The sequence below is a fragment of the Haloarcula sp. H-GB4 genome, assembly GCF_030848575.1.
Lineage (GTDB): Archaea > Halobacteriota > Halobacteria > Halobacteriales > Haloarculaceae > Haloarcula.
Window position 1 is genome coordinate 985,697 of record NZ_JAVDDX010000001.1, and the last position, 21,290, is coordinate 1,006,986.

At 63.0% G+C, this 21,290-nt stretch carries 17 protein-coding genes and 1 tRNA gene; 14 read left to right on the forward strand and 4 right to left on the reverse strand.

All coding sequences use genetic code 11. The features are described 5' to 3' along the window. The first annotated feature begins 48 nt into the window (after positions 1–48). The 9 genes from RBH20_RS05155 to RBH20_RS05195 all read left to right on the forward strand — a co-directional run bounded on the left by RBH20_RS05155 (position 49) and on the right by RBH20_RS05195 (position 11,375). Positions 49–753: a helix-turn-helix domain-containing protein gene (locus RBH20_RS05155; RefSeq protein WP_306706202.1), complete on the forward strand. Its 705-nt coding sequence runs from the start codon at positions 49–51 to the stop codon at positions 751–753. Between the two features lie 860 nt (positions 754–1,613). Beyond that, positions 1,614–3,026 (forward strand): ABC transporter substrate-binding protein, encoded by a 1,413-nt coding sequence (locus RBH20_RS05160; RefSeq protein ID WP_306706204.1) that lies wholly within the window; start codon positions 1,614–1,616, stop codon positions 3,024–3,026. Between the two features lie 2 nt (positions 3,027–3,028). Next, positions 3,029–3,841 (forward strand): ABC transporter ATP-binding protein, encoded by an 813-nt coding sequence (locus tag RBH20_RS05165; protein ID WP_306706206.1) that lies wholly within the window; start codon positions 3,029–3,031, stop codon positions 3,839–3,841. Beyond that, complete coding sequence (locus RBH20_RS05170; protein ID WP_306706208.1) at positions 3,838–4,536, forward strand: ABC transporter ATP-binding protein; 699 nt, start codon at positions 3,838–3,840, stop codon at positions 4,534–4,536. Before RBH20_RS05165 ends, RBH20_RS05170 begins: the two co-directional genes overlap by 4 nt. Next, entirely contained in the window at positions 4,533–5,522 is a 990-nt protein-coding gene (locus RBH20_RS05175) for a branched-chain amino acid ABC transporter permease (protein ID WP_306706210.1), read from the forward strand. The genes RBH20_RS05170 and RBH20_RS05175 overlap by 4 nt, the downstream gene beginning before the upstream one ends. Positions 5,523–5,658: 136 nt before the next feature. Next, positions 5,659–6,825 (forward strand): branched-chain amino acid ABC transporter permease, encoded by a 1,167-nt coding sequence (locus tag RBH20_RS05180; RefSeq protein ID WP_306707481.1) that lies wholly within the window; start codon positions 5,659–5,661, stop codon positions 6,823–6,825. A 142-nt stretch (positions 6,826–6,967) separates the two neighbouring features. Beyond that, positions 6,968–7,822, forward strand: coding sequence for an alpha/beta fold hydrolase (locus RBH20_RS05185; RefSeq protein WP_306706212.1), 855 nt, complete (start codon positions 6,968–6,970; stop codon positions 7,820–7,822). Continuing rightward, entirely contained in the window at positions 7,815–9,449 is a 1,635-nt protein-coding gene (locus RBH20_RS05190) for an AMP-binding protein (RefSeq protein WP_306706214.1), read from the forward strand. Before RBH20_RS05185 ends, RBH20_RS05190 begins: the two co-directional genes overlap by 8 nt. Positions 9,450–9,503: 54 nt before the next feature. Continuing rightward, positions 9,504–11,375, forward strand: coding sequence for a PAS domain S-box protein (locus tag RBH20_RS05195; protein WP_306706216.1), 1,872 nt, complete (start codon positions 9,504–9,506; stop codon positions 11,373–11,375). An 80-nt stretch (positions 11,376–11,455) separates the two neighbouring features. On the opposite strand, the gene RBH20_RS05200 is transcribed toward RBH20_RS05195, so the two are convergent. After that, entirely contained in the window at positions 11,456–12,706 is a 1,251-nt protein-coding gene (locus RBH20_RS05200; RefSeq protein ID WP_306706218.1) for a mandelate racemase/muconate lactonizing enzyme family protein, read from the reverse strand. Positions 12,707–12,809: 103 nt separating this feature from the next. Beyond that, positions 12,810–14,270: a DUF4397 domain-containing protein gene (locus RBH20_RS05205; protein WP_306706220.1), complete on the reverse strand. Its 1,461-nt coding sequence runs from the start codon at positions 14,268–14,270 to the stop codon at positions 12,810–12,812. A gap of 315 nt (positions 14,271–14,585) precedes the next feature. On the opposite strand from RBH20_RS05205, the gene RBH20_RS05210 reads away from it, so the two are divergent. Next, positions 14,586–14,864: a helix-turn-helix transcriptional regulator gene (locus RBH20_RS05210; protein ID WP_306706222.1), complete on the forward strand. Its 279-nt coding sequence runs from the start codon at positions 14,586–14,588 to the stop codon at positions 14,862–14,864. Positions 14,865–14,927: 63 nt separating this feature from the next. Beyond that, positions 14,928–15,209: a hypothetical protein gene (locus tag RBH20_RS05215; protein ID WP_306706224.1), complete on the forward strand. Its 282-nt coding sequence runs from the start codon at positions 14,928–14,930 to the stop codon at positions 15,207–15,209. Positions 15,210–15,444: 235 nt separating this feature from the next. Here the strand turns inward: RBH20_RS05215 and RBH20_RS05220 are convergent. Together RBH20_RS05220 and RBH20_RS05225 are read right to left on the reverse strand one after the other, a co-directional pair. Next, positions 15,445–15,515, reverse strand: a tRNA-Pro gene (locus RBH20_RS05220). A 94-nt stretch (positions 15,516–15,609) separates the two neighbouring features. Continuing rightward, a complete protein-coding gene (locus RBH20_RS05225) occupies positions 15,610–16,695 on the reverse strand; it encodes a right-handed parallel beta-helix repeat-containing protein (protein WP_306706226.1) in 1,086 nt (361 codons plus the stop codon). Between the two features lie 151 nt (positions 16,696–16,846). Here RBH20_RS05225 and RBH20_RS05230 point away from each other — a divergent pair, with 151 nt between their 5' ends. The 3 genes from RBH20_RS05230 (at position 16,847) to RBH20_RS05240 (ending at position 21,235) form a co-directional block, all read left to right on the forward strand. Further along, positions 16,847–18,181, forward strand: coding sequence for a DEAD/DEAH box helicase (locus tag RBH20_RS05230; RefSeq protein ID WP_306706228.1), 1,335 nt, complete (start codon positions 16,847–16,849; stop codon positions 18,179–18,181). Positions 18,182–18,317: 136 nt separating this feature from the next. After that, on the forward strand, positions 18,318–19,589 hold the full coding sequence (locus RBH20_RS05235) for a TIGR00341 family protein (protein WP_306706230.1): 1,272 nt from the start codon (positions 18,318–18,320) through the stop codon (positions 19,587–19,589). A gap of 77 nt (positions 19,590–19,666) precedes the next feature. Continuing rightward, positions 19,667–21,235, forward strand: coding sequence for a DUF790 family protein (locus RBH20_RS05240; protein WP_306706232.1), 1,569 nt, complete (start codon positions 19,667–19,669; stop codon positions 21,233–21,235). Positions 21,236–21,290 lie beyond the last annotated feature (55 nt).

A 21,290-nucleotide genomic window follows, 5' to 3' on the forward strand; every position in this document is an offset into this window, starting at 1 on the left:
GGTTCTTTACCGTATCACACGAATCATACGTGATACAGTGGACTGCCAATGATCGATATCGCACTGGACATGGAGCAGTACGACTGCCCCTTCATCGACACGACGGCAGACCACGATGTCGCTTTTGCAGCGGTACACTGGGACTTCGACCAGCGTGCGCGGGAGTTGGAGACGCGGATGGTTGTCGAAGCCGAGGACGCAGGGATACTCGATACGGGGCTAAACAGCTTGCAGTCCCACGAAAACATGAACGACTGTGCCCTGTTACGCCGCGAGGACAACGCCGCTCATATCAGGACGACTATCGAGGAAACGGCGGCGATGCAGACCATCAGAGACAACGGCGGCTACATCACCGGGCCATTCCATATTGAGGCGGGCAGCGAGACCTGGCACGTCGGCTTCGACCGCGGCCGGGACGCTGACACGACGCTCTCGGAACTTGACCGTGACAACGAGTACGACGTGGTCGACCGCACGTCGGCGACGCTCCCACAGCTGCAGGACCTCGTGCAGAACGCCGGCGCGGCGATGACGCTCGTCGACGGCTGTCGTGACCTCTCGGATACGGAACGCGAGACGCTGGAAACCGCCGTCTCCGAGGGGTACTTCGAGTCACCCCGTGATGCAACGCTGGGGTCACTTGCTGAGGACTTCGGCGTGTCCAAGCCTGCCGTCTCGAAGAATCTCCGGCGCGGCGAGCGGAAGATGATCGAACGCGTCGTCGAAGCACTGGACGACATCGAGGACTGACTTCGACGTGGCTATCGGCTTGGTCCTTTCCCACCCAGAGTGCCAATAGAAAACAGGTGGACGCTACGGCTTCCACAGGTAGCCAACCGACCGGAGCCTGACTCTTTCTGTTGTACGAATGTGATGTAGTATCGGATCCATCCAGCTAATCCGACATCAACAGCATCGGTAGAAATAGACCGATTATCGACTATGTCGCTGTCTGTCCGTATCAGCTACAAGACATACTAAAAAAGAAAACATATGCCACAGAATTCACAATAAGTGAACAGATTCTGCCCATGGAGATCAGTAGGACGCTCCGGGATCAACTCCCGTCTGTCGGTCTCAGCTTAGCTGGATTCTACGTTTGCTGGTTGGGAATCAAGCAGTACTGGACACACCTGCAAATAGATCCCAGCCACGAACTCGGTCTCCTAGCTGAAATCGTAACTCTCGCGTACCTTCTGTTCGGAATTACGCTCTTGGCTGTGTCTGTGTGGGCATCATTTCGTCAGCGACCAGTAATACCGACAGTGGTCCTTGTTTGGCTAGCTGCCGTCAAAGGAACCTTTGTCGCAGACATCTACTCTATTTCGTCTGACACACAGTTCGTGGTGGCGCTTGGTCTGGGACTCTCTGCTATTCCACCGTTGCTAACATGGGTGACCGCTGAGATGTACCGGGTAACTGTTGCTGAAGCAGCTACGTAGCAGATGATCAAGCCGATGTGAGAGGACAGTTCCCAAACAAGGAACGAGACAGGCCGCCTACCGCCATTTTTGTGACAGCCCCGGTCCGGACGAGAACTGCGTTCCGGCCGCCGCGTTAATATGTTAACTCAGCACACTATGTGGGCGGCGGGTCTACAATGATCTGTTATGCAGAACACGGCTACACGGAGGCGCGTTCTCGGTGCGCTCGGTGCCGGTGTTGTTGGACTCAGCGGCTGTGTCAGTGACGACTCATCCATGACTGAACAGGACGATTCGGACGGCGGCATGACGGACAGTGGCACAAACGGTGAATCGGGCGGCAGTGGCTCAGCACAGACCGTCAGTATCGGTGTACTTCAACCCCGCGCAGGCGACCTGAAATACTACGGCGACCAGTCGCTGTGGGGGTTCCTCTCCGGGCTGGCGTACAAGGGTGATACAGACCCGCCGACAGACCCCGGCAGCGGCGAGATCACGATTACCGCCGGTGACACGGAGTACCGCCTGCTGGTACGGGACACAGAGTTCTCGGCGGACACGGCCCAGACAGCGGCGACGAACCTCGTCGAGAACGAGGACGTAGATATGCTCGCCGGCTGTGCGTCCTCGGCGGTCGCCAGCCGGGTCGTCACGACAGTCGTCAATCAGGCGCAGGTCCCCATCATGCTCGGGCCGGCGGCGTCGGCAGACATCACGTCCAACTCGGATACCTGTAGCGACCTCGTCTATCGGGCGAGCGAGAACACCGCGATGGACGCCCGCTCAGGTGGGAAGTACGTCGCCAGAGAGACGGACGTGTCGAGCGTCTACCTGTTCGGCGCGGACTACAGCTTCGGCCGCGCAGTCGTCAACAACTACCGGGACGTGCTGGAATCTGAAGGCGTCGATATTGTCGGCGAACGCTTCGTCGAACAGGGGTACGCCGAGTGGGAAGGGCTGCTTGACAACGCCGAAGAAGCCGGTGCCGAGGGCGTCGTCGGCGGATTCACAGTTGCGACGCTTCCGGCAATGTTCAACGCCTTCCTCTCGGGTGAGTACTCCTATCGGGTGTTCGGCGGGTTCGCCACCAGAATCACCAACAGCGTCGTCGGCGGGACAATGCAGAGCGTGCTCGGCGAGCCCCTGACAGCCGAGAAGATCAGGGACTCACAGCTCGGGCCGTTCACGACCCGGTACCACTGGAACCAGTACGACAACCCGATCAACGATGCGTTTGTCGACAGCTACACCAGCGCCTACGGCGTCGTCCCAGACCTGTTCTCGGCGGGGACCTTCACCGGCGCGTCGGCGATCCATCAGGCGGTTCAGGAGAGCGGGTCGACCGAAGGTGCGGATATCGCCGACGCCCTGAAGGAGATGACAGTCACCGACACGCCGAAAGGCGAGGGCGGCTACACCTTCCAGGGGTACAACAACCAGGCGCGGTCGGCGATGACCGTCGCGAACCCGATTCCGACAACCGATGAGTGGGCCGACAACTGGGGCGCCGCTATCATGCCCGGCGAACCGCTCGCTCGCATCAGCGCTGACGAGACGACCATTCCGCAGGATAGCGACCAGATGGGCTGTTCACTGTAGGTATGCTCCGAACACAGGGACTGACAAGAGAGTTCGGAGGACTCACCGCCGTCGACAGCGTCGACTTCGAACTCGACGCGGAACTGTGCTCACTTATTGGCCCGAACGGGGCCGGGAAGACGACGTTCTTCAATCTGCTGACCGGGAGCCTCTCGCCCACCGAAGGCACGGTCGAACTCCGGCGGAACGGGACTTGGGAGGACATCACCGACGCGTCGCCCCACGAGACAGCCAGCAAGGGCCTCCACCGTTCCTACCAGGTGACGAACATCTTCCCCGATAGCACGGTCTTGGAAAACGTCCGGGTTGCCGAGCAGGCCCACAGCAACGACGCGACGACGTTCTGGCGCAACGTCGACCACTACGATGAGTTCACCGAGCGCGCCCACGAGACTCTCGACCGGGTCGGTCTCTCCCACCGGGCCGGGGACCTCGCGAGCACGTTGAGCCACGGCGCAAAGCGAAAGCTCGAAGTCGCCATCGCGCTGGCCGGCGACCCCGCGGTGCTCCTGCTGGACGAGCCAAACGCCGGCGTCTCCTCGGAGAGCGTCGACGAAATCCGGGACCTCATCGAAGCAGTGGCGGAGGACTACCCGGTGTTGCTGGTCGAGCACAACATGGACATCGTGATGGGCGTTTCCGACCGCGTCGTCGTGCTCCATCAGGGTGCGGTCATCGCTGACGGACCGCCGGCAGAGGTACGGGCTAACCCCGACGTACAGTCGGCGTATCTCGGCGGCTACGAACCGGGCAGTCTGGACGGCGATACAACTCCGACCGGGTCAGAACCGGACTCGGAGGAGGGGACGGCGTGAGCCTGCTCGAACTCGGCGGCGTCCACACGTACTACGGCGACAGCCACATCCTCGAAGGCGTGGACCTCTCCGTCGAGGAGGGAGAGGTAGTCGCGCTGGCCGGCCGCAACGGTGTCGGCAAGACGACCACCCTCCGGACCATCCTTCAATTGACGCCGCCTCGCGAGGGGTCGATCACGTTCCGCGACGAGTCGCTGGTCGGGCTGGAGACGCACGAGGTCGCCGAGCGCGGACTGGGCTGGATTCCGGAGGACCGTCGGATGTTCAGCCAACTCACCGTCGAGGAGAACCTCCGGGCGGCGATACCGGACCCGGACGATGTGGGCGACGGTCTCCGACTGGCCTTCGACTCGTTCCCCATCCTCGAAGAGCGGCGGGGGCAGGACGCCGGAACGCTGTCGGGCGGGCAACAGCAGATGCTCGCCATCGCTCGTGGTCTTGTCGGTGACAACGACCTGCTGCTGGTCGACGAACCGAGTGAGGGTCTGGCCCCGCAAATCGTCGCCGACGTGGCCGAGGCGCTGTCGAAAGCGAGCGAGGACGTGACGATGTTGCTGGTCGAGCAGAACCTCCCGCTGGCGCTGGACCTCGCTGACCGGTTCTACATCCTCGACAAGGGTCGCGTCGTTGACGACGGGGAGACGGCGGCGGTGACTGCCGACGACGAGCGGTTCAGGAGGTATCTGTCGGCATGATCGTCGACGCGCTCACGGAGTTCCTGACCCTCGGCGAACTCGGCGGCGTCATCGTCAACGGCCTCGCCAAGTCGGCGCTGTACGTGATGATCGCCAGCGGCCTCACACTCATCTTCGGCCTCATGGGCGTGCTGAACTTCGCCCACGGGTCGCTGACGATGGTCGGGGCGTACCTTGGCGGTCTCCTGATGGTGGTCACAGTCACCGGCGGGACAGCGCCGCTGACCCGTCTCGGCCTGTTTTTCGTCGCCATCGTCGTCGCCTTCGCGCTGTTGACGGTGCTGGGCGGGGCCATCGAGACAACTATCATTCGGCCGCTGTACGACCGGCCGCCAATATACCAGATCCTGCTGACGTTCGGCCTGACGCTCGTTATTGAGGAGCTCGTTCGCATCGTGCTGGGTATCTACGACCTCCAGCCGCTGTCGGACTGGCAGGCCGCGCTGGCGACCAAGCCGCAGATTCTGCGCGAACCGGTCACGCTCGGTCCCGTCAGCGCCGGCTGGATGTCGCTGTTCCAGATACTCCTTGGAACGATCACGGTGGTCGGCATCTGGGCGTTCCTCACCAAGACCCGCTATGGCCTGTACATCCGGGCCGGCAGCGAGGACACGGAGATGGCGTCGGCGCTTGGTATCGACGTTCGCCAGGTGTTTACCGTCGTGTTCGCGCTGGGTATCGGCTTGGCTGGCGCGGCCGGAACACTGCTGATGTGGGACCCGACGTGGGGCGCGAGCGTTCCGCTCGCGGCCGAGACGCTGCTGCCGGCGTTCATCGTCGTCATCGTCGGCGGCCTCGGGACGTTCCGGGGCACCGTCGTCGCCGCCCTCGTGGTAGGGATGGCAGACGCGGTGACGACCTGGTGGTTCCAGAACGTTATCGAGTTCACGGGCCTGCCGGAACTGGTGCTGTTTCTGGTGCTCGTGGTGACGCTTATCCTCCGCCCGCAGGGCCTGTTCGGCGTCGAGGAGGTGGGGGGCCATTAGCGCAGAGTCCGAGGCTGACGCCGAGGCGGCGTCCGAGCCACCGGCGACGACTGTGGAAACAGGATGGCCACGTGAGTACCTGCGGGACCACACTGCCCATATCGTCATCATCGCCCTGCTGGCACTGTACCCGCCGGTGTATCACACGCTGTTGAACTCGGCGGTCAGCGCCGAGACGCAAATGCTCCTACCGACGGTAGAGACGATGGTCGGCGTCCTCTATTTCGGCCTCTTTGCCATCTCCTTTGATTTCATCAGCGGCTACACCGGTTACCTCTCGTTCGGCCACGCGGTGTTCTACGGGACTGGCGCGTACACTATCATCCTCATCGCCAACGGGAAGCTGCCGCTACTCGGTCCCGGAACGCCGTTCATGCTGTCGCTGCTTGTTGGCGGCTGTATAGCTGTCGTGCTGGCCATACTCGTTGGACTCGTCTCGTTTCGCCTCTCGGGCGTCTACTTCGCGATGATCACCCTCGGCTTCGCACAGGTGTTCTACGTGTTCGTTCGCGGCTGGGACTACGTAGCGACCAACCCCCGGGACGGCCCCGCGGTCGGGCCAAGCCACGCCGAGGGGTTCCAGATCGGAATTCCCGGCATCGACCAGCTCTCGCTGTCAATCGGCGTCCTCACCGGCGACGAGGTAGCCCTGCTCGGGTCGACGCTGTCCGGCACGGCAGTGTCCTACTACATGATCGGCCTCGTCGTTCTGGCCTGCTACTTCGCCATGCAGCGGGTCATCCACTCTCCCTTCGGCCGAGTGATGATCGCGATCCGGGAAAACGAGGAGCGAGCCGTCGCCATCGGCTACAACACGTATCTGTATAAGCTCGGGGCCTTCGCCATCAGCGGCTTCTTCGCCGCCGTCGCCGGCGGATTATTCGCCGGCTTCAAGCGGTCGGCCAGCCCGGAGAACTCTTTTTACTTCCTGGTGACCGGCGACGCCCTGCTGGCGAGTATCATCGGCGGGTTCGGCACCCTCGCCGGCTCGCTGTACGGCCACTTGTTCGATGAGACCGTTCGAGAGTTCCTCTCGAAGGCTGGGCAGGGCGGCGGCCTATTGCCCTATCTCCGGGCTCTGCTGGGGCAGGAAACACTTGACACGACGCTGGTCGGGGACACGACTATCGGCGCGCTCATCGACCTGCTGTTGAACGGCCACGCGAGCCTCTACGTCGGTATCGTGTTCGTGCTGTTCGTGCTCTACGTTCCCGACGGACTGCTGGGGTCGCTACGGGCGCGCGTCGGCGGGACGTTCGCCGAGGCGCTGCCGGCGAAACTCTGGGGTGAGTCCGACCAATGAAATCCGTAAAAACGACCATCGAACCGCCTGACAGAACGACGACTTGGGCGTGGAGTGGCCGATCACTGCCCGGCTACCCGACAGAGGCGTATCGACGGCGAAACGATGCACCACGCGACCATCCGAACTCAGAGCCAGAGCAATGAACGCGGAACCGGACTACTTGAAGGATATTCAACCAGAACCAGTCAGTATGCAATACGCAACCAACGACGGCGTCTCGCTTGCCTACGAGCGCGAGGGGCCCCCGGACGCCGAAACAGTCGTCTTCGTCGAGGGCATCGGCTACGGCCGCTGGATGTGGCTGTGGCAACAGGAGGCGCGCGTCGAGGAATACGAGACCATCGTCTGGGACAACCGTGGTACCGGGGACTCCGACGAACCCGCGGGTCCGTACACGATGAGCCAGATGGCGAGTGACCTCGAAGCCGTGCTCGACGACGCCGGCGTCGAACAGGCCCACGTCGTCGGGGCCAGCATGGGCGGGATGATCGCCCAGCAGTACGCCCTAGAGTACGACCGGGCCCAGTCGCTGACGCTCATGTGTACCTCACCGGGCGGCCCCGAAGCGGCTCCAGTCCCAGAGGAGACACAACAGCGGATGTTCGCCGTCCCCGATGACCTCGACGAGCGCGAACTCCGGCGGTACAAGATGCAGCCGGCGCTCTCAGGTTCGTTCATGGATGCCCACGAAGACCTCATCGAGCGCATCATCGACTGGCGCATCGACAGCGACGCCAGCGACCACGCTCTCGAATGGCAGGGTGCGGCGGTCCAGGCGTTCGACGCGTCGGACTGCCTCGGTGAAATCACAGTTCCGGCCCTCGTCATCCACGGGACCGCCGACGAGGTGGTCCCCTACGAGAACGGAGAATTGCTGGCACGCGGGCTCCCGAACGCCGACTTCATTACCGTCCACGGCGGCCCCCACCTGCTGTTCATCGAGGAGTACGATCGCGTCAACACACAGATCCGGGAGTTCATCGACGATGTCTGAGGGCACGCCACAGGACTGGGTCGGTGCCTGGAGCGAGCGCCGGGCCGCGCTCACGCCGGACCGCGAGGGACTGGTGGACGCGACGACCGGCGAGCGGTTCACGTACGCCGAACTGGACCGGCGAGCGAATCGGACCGTTCGCTTGCTCCGGCGGTACGGCGTCGGCAACCGCGGCGAGGCCGCCGGCACCGTTGCCATCGTCTCGCGGAACCGTCCCGCCGTCGTCGACCTGTTTTTCGCCACCGCAAAAACCGGGGGCCGACTGGCCCCGCTGTCCCATCGACTTGCGCCCCCGGAACTCGCTGAACTCCTCGACCGCGTGGGCCCGGAAGTCCTCGTTGTCGAGGCACCCTTCACCGAGACTGTCTCGACTGCTCTGGAGACAGCAGATGCGACGGCTCCCCAACTTATCCATCTCGAAACCGCCACCAACGACGCGTCCTCGGCTGCCACGCTCGACAGCACGCCCTACGCTTCGGCCCTCCCCGAGGACGACACACCTGTCGAGACGGCGACAACGGCCCCGGAAGACACGCATCTCCTCCTGCACACTGGCGGGTCGACGGGGACACCCAAGGAGACGGAACTAACCCACCGGGGCATCGTCTGGAATTCCCTGAACACGATTACGGCCTGGGGACTGCGCGAGGACGACGTGACGCCCATGGTGTTCCCGATGTTCCACACCGGGGGCTGGAACGTCCTCACCGTCCCGCTGTGGCATATGGGTGGGACAGTGGTCATCGCCCGCGAGTTTGATCCTGGCGACGTACTGGGGACCATCGACGTAGAGGGTGGGACCGTCCTCGTCGCCGTCCCGGCAATCCTGCGGATGATGACCGACCACGACCGCTGGGCGGAGACGGACCTCTCGTCGCTCCGCTTCGCCAAATCCGGCGGCGGCCCCTGCCGCAAGAGTGTGATGGAGACGTGGTGGGACCGTGGCGTCGACCTCTCACAGGGGTACGGCCTCACCGAGTGCGGGCCGAACAACTTCGCGATGCCCGAGGACTGGCCCCACAAGAAGGCCGATTCCGTCGGCAAGCCGGTTCTGCATGTTGACGCCAGAATCGTCGACCCCGAAGATAGCGACGACGGAGGCGACCCCACCGGTTCACGGGACTCGGTCGACCCCGGTACCGTCGGCGAACTCCAGTTGCGCTCGCCCCACGCCGCGACGGGCTACCTCGACAACCCCGAGGCCACCACTGAGACATTTGGCGACGGCTGGGTGTCGACCGGGGACCTCGCTCGCGTTGACGCGGACGGCTACTACTACATCGAGGGTCGCACCAAGCACATGTTCGTTAGCGGCGGCGAGAACGTCTTTCCAGCGGAGGTCGAGGACGCTATCGCCGACCATTCCTCGGTCGGCGAAGTCGTGGTGATTCCGGTCCCCGACGACAAGTGGGGGCAGGTCGGAAAGGCCGTCATCGAGCCCGCGACCAGTGCCACAACCGACGGCGCTGGCGACCAGCCGTTGACGCTCGACGACCTCCGAGTGTTCCTCGACGACCGTCTAGCGCGGTACAAACACCCCCGCGATATCGCGTTCGTCGAGGCGATGCCGACCAGCGGCCCGGACAAGATTGATCGGGATGCAGTTTCGGACCGCTTCGGTGCGTAATGTATCACTGCAGGCGTAGCTTCAAGAGGGGTGATGCAGTTCTATTTACACAAGATGGCTGACACATATGCGACCGCGGATTCGATACACGTGTTGCAGGTCGACGACACACCGCTACTCGACGAGACTGTCGAGTTCCCGGATAATCGGGACCCGGACTCGCTGACACTGACGACGACTGCCCGGGCTGGCAGTGCGCTCGAACGGCTCGAAGACACGGCTATCGATGGCATCGTCGCCGCGGACAACCTCCCGGACCGGTCCGGCCGTGAATTCGCTAACACGGTCCACGAGCGGGACAGCAATGTCCCGGTGTTGCTGCTGACCGAGTCGGACTCCGTTGCCAGCGACGCAATCTCCAACGGAGTCACCGACGTTTTCAGAAGAGACACAGCCGTTGACTGTAGCGACCTCCTCGCCAATCGGGTTCGGTTGCTCGTTGAACATCACCGGTCAACAGAACTCGCGAATCGGACCAGACAGCGACTCACAGAACTGGCAGAACAGTCGAATGAACTGTTATGGGTGTTCTCCGGGGACTGGACCGAGATACAGTTCGTTAATTCGGCATACGAAACGCTCTACGGCCGCTCCGTCGAGTCGCTGCAAACCGACCCCGCGGGGTTCATGACGGCGATTCATCCCACGGATCAGGATAGAGTCGTCCAGTCGATGCAGCGCGTCTCAGCCGGCGAATCCGTCGACCTCGAATTCCGAATTACCAGACCGGATGGCGAACAGCGCTGGGTGCGTGCCGAGGCACAACCCATTGTTGAGGATGGGACGGTCGCCAGAATCGTCGGCGCCTCCCGTGACATCACCGAGCGGAAGCGACGCGAATCGAAACATGTTACAGAAATTGACCGCCCTGACGCACCGGTTGATGCAGTGCCGGATCTGTTCTATGAACTCGATGAGAACGGCGATCTGGCTGGCTGGAACGATGCGCTGGCGGCAGCCACCGGGTACGCAGACGCTGATCTCGCGCCGATGGCGCTGACAGCACTCTTCGCCCCATCAGATCGTGAAACCGTTCGACAGGGTATCGAGACCGCTTTTGAGGCGGGTGAAACGTCGTTCGAAGCCGATCTGCTGACTGCCGATGGCACGACAGTTCCATACGAATTCACCGGGGGCCGGATAACGGCTGCTGACGGCTCGACAGCCGGCGTGGCCGGTATCGGACGTGATGTCTCCGATCGCGAAAGCCGCCAACAGGCCCTTGAACAGCAAAACAAGCGCCTTGGAGAGTTTGCCAGCGTCGTCAGTCACGACCTCCGGAACCCGCTGGATGTTGCCCGGGGCCAGCTAGAACTCGCACGGATGGAACAGGATAGTGAGCATCTCGACGCGGTCAAGCGAGCTCACGGCCGTATTGGACAGCTCATCGACGACCTCCTGACGCTGGCCCAGAACGGCGAGACAGCGCTCGACAGCGAGCCGGTGCCACTCCAGACAGTCGCTGAGCAGTGCTGGCAAACTGTCGAGACCGGTGACGCAACACTGGAACTACAGACCTCGGCTGTGGTCCGGGCGGACCCCAGCCGGCTGCGACAACTGTTCGAGAACCTGATCCGCAACAGTGTGGAACATGGACAGACGCCAGACACCGAGAGACAGGAAGACGCCGGCGAACAGCGTGCGACAACCTCGATATCACAGTCGCAGGGAGCAACCGCTGACCTGACGTTCACTGTCGGCGAACTGGACGACGGCTTCTACGTCGCCGACGACGGCGTCGGGATTCCGGCCGACGAGCGCGACACGGTGTTCGAGGGCGGCTACTCGCTGGCTTCGGGTCCCGGGTTCGGCCTCCGAATCGTCGATGAGATCGTCGATACCCACGGCTGGTCGATAACGGTCACGGAAAGCGACGCCGGCGGTGCTCGCTTCGAGGTCACCGGCGTCGAGTTCGGTGCGGCGTAACTGTGCCGCCGTGAGTACTATCGGGTGACCACCACGTCACCCGGTGCCGCCCCAGTCAACACCAACGATGGGGCCGAGCCTTACGCTTCGTCGAAGACGGTGTCGCCCTCGACAACGTGCTCTTCGACAACGTCGAGATCGAGCGTCAGCCCGAGGCCCGGCTCTTCCGGAATCTCGATGTAGCCGTCCTCGATGACGGTCTCCTCGACCAGATCGTCCCACCAGCCGAGTTCGTAGGAGTGGTACTCGACAGCCAGTGAGTTCGGGACGGCAGCCCCGACGTGTGCGCTCGCCATCGTCGCCACCGGTGAGGACACGTTGTGCATCGCGACCGGGATGTAGTACTGGTTCGCCACGTCGGCGACCTTGCGCGTCTCGCGCATCCCACCGACTTTCGGCATATCCGGCGCGATCATGTCGACAGCTTGGTTCTGGATGAGTCGGCGTTCCTCGGTGACACGATAGCGGTTCTCGCCCACAGTGATCGGCGTCGTCGTGGACTTGGTGACTTCTTCCTGGACCTCGATGTTTTCTGGCGGAACGGGGTCTTCGAGCCACCAGACATCGTACTCCTCGATGGCATCGGCAAGACGCTTGCCTGAGCTACCCGAGAACGTCCAGTGACAATCGAAGGCCACGTCAGCCTCGTCTTTGACCTCTTCGGTGACTTTCTCGACAATCTCGGCCTTGTGGCGGATTTCGCCCGGACGGAGGTGACGGTTCGCGCGGTCCTTTTCCAAGCCGCTCGGCACGTCAAGGTCGAACTTAAGCGCATCGTAGCCCAGTTCGTCAACGACGCGGCGAGCCTCCTCGGCACAGGCCTCGGGGTCGGCCTCTTCCTCGGTGTGGCAGTCACAGTACACGCGCATCTCGTCACGATACTTCCCACCGAGCAACTGGTAGGCCGGCACTTCGAGGATCTTGCCCGCGAGGTCGTGCAGTGCGACCTCGATACCCGCAATAGCTGTCACGGTGACACCCTCGACGCTCCCTTCGCCACTCATCTTCTGGATGAGGTGTTCGTACAGGCGGTCGATGTCCAGCGGGTTCTCGCCGACGACGAACGGCTTCATCCGCTCGATGAGTTCCGGGACGCCCGCGCCCCAGTAGGCCTCGCCCGTGCCGACGATGCCTGCGTCGGTGTAGATTCGAACGAGCGTCCACGGGAAGTTCCCGTCGACCATCGTCGTCTGAACGTCGGTGATCTCCACGTCGCGACCGCCGCCGCGCTTGGCGGTGACACCCATTGTCTCCGCAGAGAGCTCCCGCATCGTGTACTCTGCGTTCGGGTCGTGCAGGTCAGCGTAGTCTACGTCGTTTGCCTTTCCCATACCCCCGCTTGCTAGTGGCGTCACAAAAGTGTAGAGGAAATCGTCCCACGTAGTCGACCGTGGCAAATACCGGCGAATAGCGCCTACGGCATCCCGCAGAACGTTACATCCCGTCCGCGTCCTGTGCAACGGTCAAGTCGAACGGCGTGTCGGCCGGCTCGTCGTCCGGCGAGAGATACCCCGCTGCAAAGCCGGTGTAGCCCGTTTCGCTCGCGAGTCCCAGGTCGTACTCCGCGACGACGTCCCCGTCGTTCTCGGGCGTGGCGCTGCGAACCTCAACGGTGTACTCGTTCGCCGGCACTTCGACGCTGCCGAACTCCCTGAAATCCACGGCGTCGAACAGCACGTCGCCGCTCGATTTGACCGTCACGTCGACCTGTGGAGCGTCGGGTGACAGGTGAACTAAACGGAGCCGGGCCGTCCCGTTGTTGGGCGCCGCGGTGGTGTCTTCTAGGACGAGCGGCTCGAACGGCTTACCGGCCTCGTCGCCGATTTCGCCGGCTGCGGCGACAGTGTACGCCTGCCCACTCTCGACGGGCACGCCGCCCTCGAACACCGACGCGTCCGGGTCGCCGGCAGCGGTTATCTGGACCGCTCGCGCGCCAGCGGGGATGTCCAGATACTCACTGACCGCACCGAAAGGCACATCTTCGAGGACCTTATCGCCCTCTACGTAGACGTCCACGTTTGGGGCGTTCGGTGACATGTGTGCCACCCGAACGCTTGCTGGTTCGGATTCGGTTTCAGTCTCCATACCGTCGCCGGCCGTGTCCTGCGTCACGAGCAGGTCGAACGGCGTGTCGGCCGGCTCGTCATCCGGCGAGAGATAGCCCGCCGCGAAGGCGGTGTACACTTCGCCCCCGGCCAGGCTCACGTCGAACTCCGCAACGACATCGCCGTCGTTGCTTTCCGTGTCACCCCGGACCTGAAGCGTGTAATCGCCTGCGGGTGCTTCGACGTAGCCGGAGCCGCCGTATTCCACGCCGTCGTACAGCGTGTCGCCGTTCGATGCGAGGGTCACGTCAACGGCCGGCGCGTCGGGCGAGGCGTGGACCAGACGGACGCGTGCGGTATCGCCGCCGGGGTCGCTGTTGTCGTCCTCCAGTACGAGCGGTTCGAACGCCTGGTCGGCGTCGTCGCCGATTTCACCGATTGCCGCGATAGTGTACTCGGTGTCCGCTTCCACTGGGACGGATCCCGAAAACACCGACGTGTCCGGGTCGCCAGCGGCGGTAATCTCGACCGACCGCTCTCCCGCGCGCACGTCCAAATACTCACTGACCGCACCGAAGGGCACGTCTTCGAGGACTGCATCGCCCTCCACGTAGACGTCCACGTTCGGGGCGTTCGGCGACATGTGTGCCACCCGGACCGCCGCCATTCCCGGGTCGGTTTCCGCTTCGGTCTGCGCATCTGTGTCGGTCTCCATCGGCGTGTCCATGCCGCTGTCCGTCTCGGTCGGCTCGGCACCGCCGCCACCGTCGCCGCTACAGCCGGCGAGACCGACTGTCACACCGGTTCCGATACCGAACAAAATCCGTCGTCGAGTCGTGTCTGGTGTCATACATCACTTGCTCAGTTTGTCAGATAAATAGTACATTTCGTGAGTCTCTCTCAATTCTCACTCAAATTCTCCTAGAGGGTTTGAAACCGCCTATCTCTTCTGATTCGTCGAAACTGTTTTATCCACTATTCTCAGAACTGTAACGCATGGAGAATAGGTTTGACACGCTGAAGTCGGGGGTGGTTCCGGACCCCGAGTGGGAGCGTGGTACCCTGCGATCGCGAGCCTCCACCGGTGTGCCCCATCGAAGCCGACTCGCACGTCTAGCCCGTATGTCGGTGGATTCTTGCCATCCGGACCGGAAATGTGACCAGAATGGAGACGGTCCTCTGGCAAACGCTGGCAGGTACTCGCGGAGGACCCAACCGTGCCCGTGTTTTACGCGCGCTGGCCGACCAGCCGCGAAACGCCAACCAGCTCGCCGATGATCTCGATCTGGCATACAACACAATCCGGTACCATCTCGATGTGCTCAAAGAGAACGGGGTCATCACCAGTAGCGATGCCGACTACGGCGTTATCTATCTCCCAAGCGAACGTGCGAGAACCCACTGGGACACGGTCGAGCGAATCCTCAGACAGGTGGACGACTGATATGCACACGACACGACACTGCCAACGACCAGCGGGAGCGAACCGACCACAGGAGCCCACAGCATGAGTCTCGTGTTGAACGGGGCCCGTATCGCCGCCGCGGCCAACATCCTGCTTCTGGGCGTCCTTATTACTATTTGGGTGCAGACCTACCGCGAAATCCGTGCCCCGCTGACGCTGGGTTCCATCGTGTTCGCGTCGTTCCTGCTCGCGGAGAACGCCGTTGCTCTGTACTTCTATTTCACGGCCCCGGCGATGCCTGCGGTAGCTGTTCAGGTGATGATGGTGCTCCAGATGCTCGAAACGCTTGGAATCGGTGTGTTGACGTACTTCACCTGGAAGTGACGCCAGGCGTCACCCACCAACCGCCTGTCTGAACTACGTCGTTACCGACTATGTCTCCACCGCTCTCGTGACAATTTCGCCTTAGGATATCGCAATGCCTGTCCGCCACAGTTCAGCTAGAAAGTGACAGGAATATGAATTGTATGCAAGTAACCCGAATCTACCGTGGCTGGACACAGTGAGGGTGAAAGGGTTGCACTACTCCCTTGCTGGTTTCATCACGCTTTAGAGAAAGTGGGACCGCCGAGATTCGAACTCAGGTCCGACGCACCCCATGCGCCGAGGATACCGCTACCCCACGGTCCCGCACTCTGGGAGAGGGGGGTGTTTTAATTAAGGGCTTCGCTTTGGTGACGAGAGTGGCAGCCCGTAACGGGGAGACACCGCTGGCGTGGTTCCTTCATTCGGCAACTTCGATACCAGGGCTTTCGATGGTGACGTCGGTAAGTGACCAGCCATCAGTCGCAGACCGAGCGTCGACACCAATAGCATCCCTTTGAGCAGTCACAGAGATAGTCGACTCAGAGATGGTCCACGGTGCGTTGGTGTTGACGGCGTGGATTCCCTGCTGCTGGCTCTCGATGGTCGTATTCTGGATAGTCCATGCACCGGCCGTTCGAGCGGCGAAGACACCGACATCTCGGGTCTCAATCGATGCATCTTCCAGCGTCCACGCGCCGGTTGAAAAAGCAGTTACGAGGCCGGTGTCGCTCCGGCGGACCGTCAGGTCAGTCACCGTCCAGTTGCCGCCACTGTCGATAGCTTTGACGCCAGTGTTGCTTCGGCGGACCTCCGTGTTCCGGACCGTCCAGTCACCAGTTGTCCCGGAGGCGTCGACGCCGTCTGCGCCGGACCGATCGACGACGACCGCGGCGACCGTCCAGTCGCCAGAGGACTTGCGGACGTCGACGCCGTCACCGCCAACTTCGACAAAGCGGGTATTGCGGATCGTCCAGTCGCCGCTGGTGCCGCGGGCGAACACGCCGCTGTAGGTCGTGCTGGCGACGGCGGCGTCTTCGATAGTCCAGTTTCCGGTCGTATTCGGTGCGTAGACCCCGACATCGGCAGCGATAACGGTTGTGTCAGTGACCGTCCAGTCACCGCTGGTTCCGTTGGCGGCGACGCCAAAGCGGTAGTTCCGCACGGTGAATCCGGTGATGTTCGCTTCGGCTGTGCCAGCCACCGTAACGCCGGTTCCGTTGACGAACCGCGAACCGTCCAGTATCGCCCGGCCGGGTGCGACGAGGGTAATACTCTCGTTGATTCGGACTTCTTCCCGGTAGGTGCCCGGCCGGACCTCGACGGTGTCACCGCTGTCGGCAGCGTTCACAGCGGCCTGTATCGACTGGTAGTCGGCACTCCCGCCTTTATCGACGGTCAGTGTGTCCTGCGCCGTCTGTGTTCCGGCCACGCTCGCCGGTATCATAGTGAGGGTCAGCACTACCGACAGAAAGAGCGCAAGTAGTGTCGTACGCGTGTCGTCCATAGTTGGAGTAATAGGGGGTGAATAGATGTAAACTGTATTGTTCTTTCACCCGCTGTCGACGTAACACTACGCTGAAGACGGGAATCCAGGCGACACACGCAGCGGCGTGGCCCGCGAAAGCGTTATCGGCCGGACCGGCGAACCCCGGAGTGTGCTGGAGTTGACGTACGAGTCGGGGACCATTCGCGTGTCGGGGGACCCACCGTCGGACCTGCCCGGCGTCGAGTACGACCGGCGTTCACAGACAGGGCGGGCGCCGGCCTACCGGTACGCCGACATCCGGAGCGTGCTCGAGGATCGTGAACTGGCGTATGAGGAGCGCGTCTTCTCGCTCCCGTCGCTGGCGCTTTCGACGGCGTATGACCTCCGAAAGTACCAGCAAGCGGCACTGGACGCCTGGCGTGAAGCTGAGGACAGAGGCTGTCTCGAACTACCGACAGGGAGTGGCAAGACCGTCATCGGCATCGCGGCCATGGTCGCGCTGGGGGCGCCAACCCTGGTCGTCGTCCCGACCATCGACCTGCTGGAACAGTGGCAGCGCGAGCTACAACGGGAGTTCGACCAGCCGGTCGGCCGCATGGGCGGGGGCGAACAGCGCGTCGAGGATATCACTGTGTCGACGTACGACTCGGCATACCTGCGGGCCGACGAACTCGGGGACCGCTTCGGGCTCGTCGTCTTCGACGAGGTCCACCACCTCGGCGGGGAGGGGTATCAGGATATCGCTCGATTGCTCGCTGCGCCGGCGCGGCTCGGACTGACAGCGACGTTCGAGCGGCCGGACGGAGCCCACGAGGTCATAGAGGACCTCGTCGGACCGCTCGTCCAGCGAGTCAGTGTCGACGACCTGGCGGGCGAGCACCTCGCGGACTACGATATCAAGCGACTCGAAGTCTCACTCACGCCGGACGAACGGGACCGCTACGAGGAGTATCAGGGGACGTTCACCGACTACCTCAAGCAATCCAACATCCAACTCCGATCCGGCAGCGACTATCAGGAACTCGTGAAGCGGTCCGGCAACGACCCGGCGGCTCGCGAGGCGCTGCTCGCGAAACAGCGCGCCCGCGAGGTGATGATGAATGCCAAGCGGAAGGTCGACCGGCTGGCGACGATTCTGGACCGCCACCGCGAGGACCGGATCATCGTCTTCACCGCCCACACCGACCTCGTGTATCGCCTCTCCGAGCGGTTTCTCATTCCGGCGATAACGCACGAGACTGGCGCGAGCGAGCGTCGGGAGATACTAGAGCGGTTCCGTGACGGGACGTACTCCCGGGTCGTGACCGCGAACGTCCTTGACGAGGGAGTGGACGTGCCTGACGCGAACGTCGCCGTCGTCCTCTCGGGGAGCGGCTCAGAGCGGGAGTTTACCCAGCGACTTGGCCGTATTCTCCGACCGAAAGCCGACGGCGGACGGGCACTGCTGTACGAACTCGTGACAGAGGAAACCGCCGAAGAGCGGGTCGCCAGGCGACGCAGGTAGCGGGCGATATGTCGTTGCCCAGGCACTCCCAACGCTAACCGGACTTACCACCTTGATAACTATGGCTCTCTCCGGCGAGAAGCAGAGAAATGCTCGATGCTAATCGCCAGTGTTGCGGGTCGCGAGGTGCGTCCGAGTGCGGTTGATACACATCCGTGTTCCCGACGCTGTCCTCAACAGCGTCTGCGGCGTGCTGGACGACCGTGATATCAGCTATGTTCAGACCAAGGAGACGAGCGACGACGAGACGGCGTGGCTGTTGCAGTTTCCGCTCCCGCCGGAGGCCGTCGACGAGGTGCTCGACGATCTCGAAGCGACCGGGCTCGATGCCGACCGGTACACTGTCGTCGGGAACGCCGAGACTGCCCGGCCGGACCAGTCAAACTCTGCCCGCCGCCACGAGGACCGCATCTCCCACGACGAACTCCGCGGTCGCGCGGTCGGCATGAACCCCGGACAAGGGACTTACTATGGAATGACGGTCCTGAGTGCAATCGTCGCGACGGCGGGTCTGCTTCTTGACTCTCCAGCTATCGTCGTTGGCTCGATGGTCATTGCGCCACAGGTCGGTTCCGCACTCATCGCCAGCGTCGGGACGACGCTCAGCGACCGCCGGCTCATCGCCGAGGGCGTCCGCGACCAGTTGCTCGGGCTCGCTGTCGCCATCGGGAGCGCGGCCCTGTTCGGACTGTTCATCCGGTACAGCGGGTTTGTCCCCGGACAGCTCCGTGTCACGACAGTCCAGCAGATCGCCCAGCGCATTTCGCCGGGCTTTCTGTCGCTTGCGGTCGGACTCTGTGCTGGAGCCGCTGGGGCGTTCGGACTGGCGACGGCACTACCGGTCTCACTAGTTGGTGTGATGATCGCTGCTGCGCTCATCCCCGCCGCTGCGGCCATCGGGGTCGGTATCGCCTGGGGACTGCCGGCCGTCGCACTCGGGGCGGGTATCCTCCTGCTGGTCAACGTCGCGTCAATCAACCTTACCGGCGTTCTTGTCCTCTGGGGACTCGGATTCCGTCCGCTGAACTGGGCGGCCGACCGCTCGCCGACAGAGACGATCCGGACGTACGCGCCGACCGTTTTCGCTGTTCTGGCGCTGCTGGTCGCGTTTGCCGGCGCCGGGACGGTCACCGCCCAACAGATGCAGGTCGAAACGTCGGTAAACGACGCTGTTACCGAAGTGCTGTCCGACGAATCATACGAGCGGCTCCGATTACAGTCGGTCCAGACCCGGTTCGGCGGCGTCTCAGTGTACCGGCTGGACCGGGTGGTCACCGTCGCGGTCAGTCGGCCCGCCGACCGGCCGTATCCGGCTCTTGTCTCCGACCTCGAACGTGCCGTCGGCCGGTCGATCGCGGACGATGCAACTGTCGAAGTCACCTTTGAGGACAGACATCCGGCGGAATGATGCCGGCTGCGACGGGCGTCTCTGCGGGGGCGTCGTCACTCCCCGTGTTTTTGTCGCTCCGTGGCGGAGGGACGCGTGTGCTGACGAAAGACCTCCTGCGGGTGTCCCGCGCGGGCGGTGGTTATCACCTGCAGTTCGCCGACGCCGACGCGGAGCAACTGGCGGCCCGCGTACTCGGTATCTATCAGGGCCACATCGGCGAGTCCCGCGAGACGCTGGAGACGGCACTCGCGGATGTCGAACGGGAGGCCGACGATTTCAAGCTGGTCCGCGGGCTGGCGAAACTCGTCGAACGGGAAGCAACATTTGAGACGCACGCCCCGATCGACCCTGTTCGTGCCCGTCGTCGGGTGTTCGAAGCCGCTGCAGACGTTGGCGTCGTGACCGAAGCCGAGCGCCAGCAGGCACTCGCCGAAGCGGCTGACCACTTCGGCACGGATGCCGCATCGCTGGCCGACACGCTGTACGCCGACCGGGGCTCTCGGCAGGTCCTCACGGAGGTGGACTCTCGCTGGGGGCCGGCCGAACTTCGGACCCAGTACAATCTCTCGCTGGCGCAAACGGCGCTGTTCGACGCGACAGAGGTGCGAGTCCGTTCCTCCGATCCGAAGGCGCTCGTCTCGGCGGTCAAACGCCTCCGGCTGATGTACGAGATCCGTCGGACAGGGAACGGTCGGGAAGTCGTCGTTACAGGACCGGACGCGCTGTTCTCGAACACGCGCCGGTACGGGACCCGCTTCGCGCGCCTCCTGCGAACGGTCGCGACCGCAAACGAGTGGGAGCTGACGGCAACCATCGACGACCGGGGCACCGAGCGGGAACTCACCCTTTCAGATGGAGATGTCTCCGTTCCCGGTGTCGAGCCCGTAACAGAGGTCAGCTACGACAGCGGCGTCGAAGCCGACTTCGCCGGCCGGTTCGCCGCACTGGACCTCGACTGGGACCTGATACGCGAACCGGAGCCGTTACGCGCCGGCGAACACGTCGTCATTCCGGACTTCGCATTCGAGTGGCGACCCGGCACTGACACCGGGGTGCGGGATACCGGTCGCAGTACGGGTGGTTCGGACGTGACCGACGGCGACACACCCTTCCGCGTCTTCTTCGAAATCATGGGGTTCTGGACGCCGGAGTACGTCGAGAAAAAACTTGCCCGTCTTGACGCACTGGAGGAGATCGAGATGCTGGTCGCAGTCGACGAATCGCTTGGCGTCGGCGAGGAAATCGAGGCAACGGATAATCGGGCAATTCCGTACTCCGGCACGGTCAGAGTAAAAGATGTGCGAGACGCCCTGCGACCCTACGAGGAGCGACTCGTGCATGAGAGCGTTGCAGAGATATCCGACGAACTGCGGCCGGTTGCCGACGTTATCTCACTCGCCGACCTCGCCGCGGAGCACGGTGTTAGCGAGGGTGCGCTGGAAGATGTGGTCTTTCCGGCTCACGAGCGCGTCGGCCGCACACTCGTTGACCCCACCGTACTGGACGAACTGGCCGAGGAAATCGAACCCGGAATGGCATACGAGACGGCGACCGATCGACTCTCGGCGTACGGGGTTGCGGACGACAGCGCTGCGCTCGCGCGCCTTGGCTACCGCGTCGCCTGGGAAGGACTGGGTGAGGGGACAATCCAGCCACGGGAATGAGTGGTCTGTGAGAAACGGTGGGGACTCCGCTCTCAGGTACAGCATCTCACATCGC

What these genes read in the sequence shown, in the direction of transcription:
- RBH20_RS05155 (WP_306706202.1), top strand. Translation starts at nt 49, where the DNA reads ATGATCGATATCGCACTGGACATGGAGCAGTACGACTGCCCCTTCATC.
- RBH20_RS05160 (WP_306706204.1), top strand. Translation starts at nt 1,614, where the DNA reads ATGCAGAACACGGCTACACGGAGGCGCGTTCTCGGTGCGCTCGGTGCC.
- RBH20_RS05165 (WP_306706206.1), top strand. Translation starts at nt 3,029, where the DNA reads ATGCTCCGAACACAGGGACTGACAAGAGAGTTCGGAGGACTCACCGCC.
- RBH20_RS05175 (WP_306706210.1), top strand. Translation starts at nt 4,533, where the DNA reads ATGATCGTCGACGCGCTCACGGAGTTCCTGACCCTCGGCGAACTCGGC.
- RBH20_RS05185 (WP_306706212.1), top strand. Translation starts at nt 6,968, where the DNA reads ATGAACGCGGAACCGGACTACTTGAAGGATATTCAACCAGAACCAGTC.
- RBH20_RS05190 (WP_306706214.1), top strand. Translation starts at nt 7,815, where the DNA reads ATGTCTGAGGGCACGCCACAGGACTGGGTCGGTGCCTGGAGCGAGCGC.
- RBH20_RS05195 (WP_306706216.1), top strand. Translation starts at nt 9,504, where the DNA reads ATGGCTGACACATATGCGACCGCGGATTCGATACACGTGTTGCAGGTC.
- RBH20_RS05200 (WP_306706218.1), bottom strand. Translation starts at nt 12,706, where the DNA reads ATGGGAAAGGCAAACGACGTAGACTACGCTGACCTGCACGACCCGAAC.
- RBH20_RS05205 (WP_306706220.1), bottom strand. Translation starts at nt 14,270, where the DNA reads ATGACACCAGACACGACTCGACGACGGATTTTGTTCGGTATCGGAACC.
- RBH20_RS05210 (WP_306706222.1), top strand. Translation starts at nt 14,586, where the DNA reads ATGGAGACGGTCCTCTGGCAAACGCTGGCAGGTACTCGCGGAGGACCC.
- RBH20_RS05215 (WP_306706224.1), top strand. Translation starts at nt 14,928, where the DNA reads ATGAGTCTCGTGTTGAACGGGGCCCGTATCGCCGCCGCGGCCAACATC.
- RBH20_RS05225 (WP_306706226.1), bottom strand. Translation starts at nt 16,695, where the DNA reads ATGGACGACACGCGTACGACACTACTTGCGCTCTTTCTGTCGGTAGTG.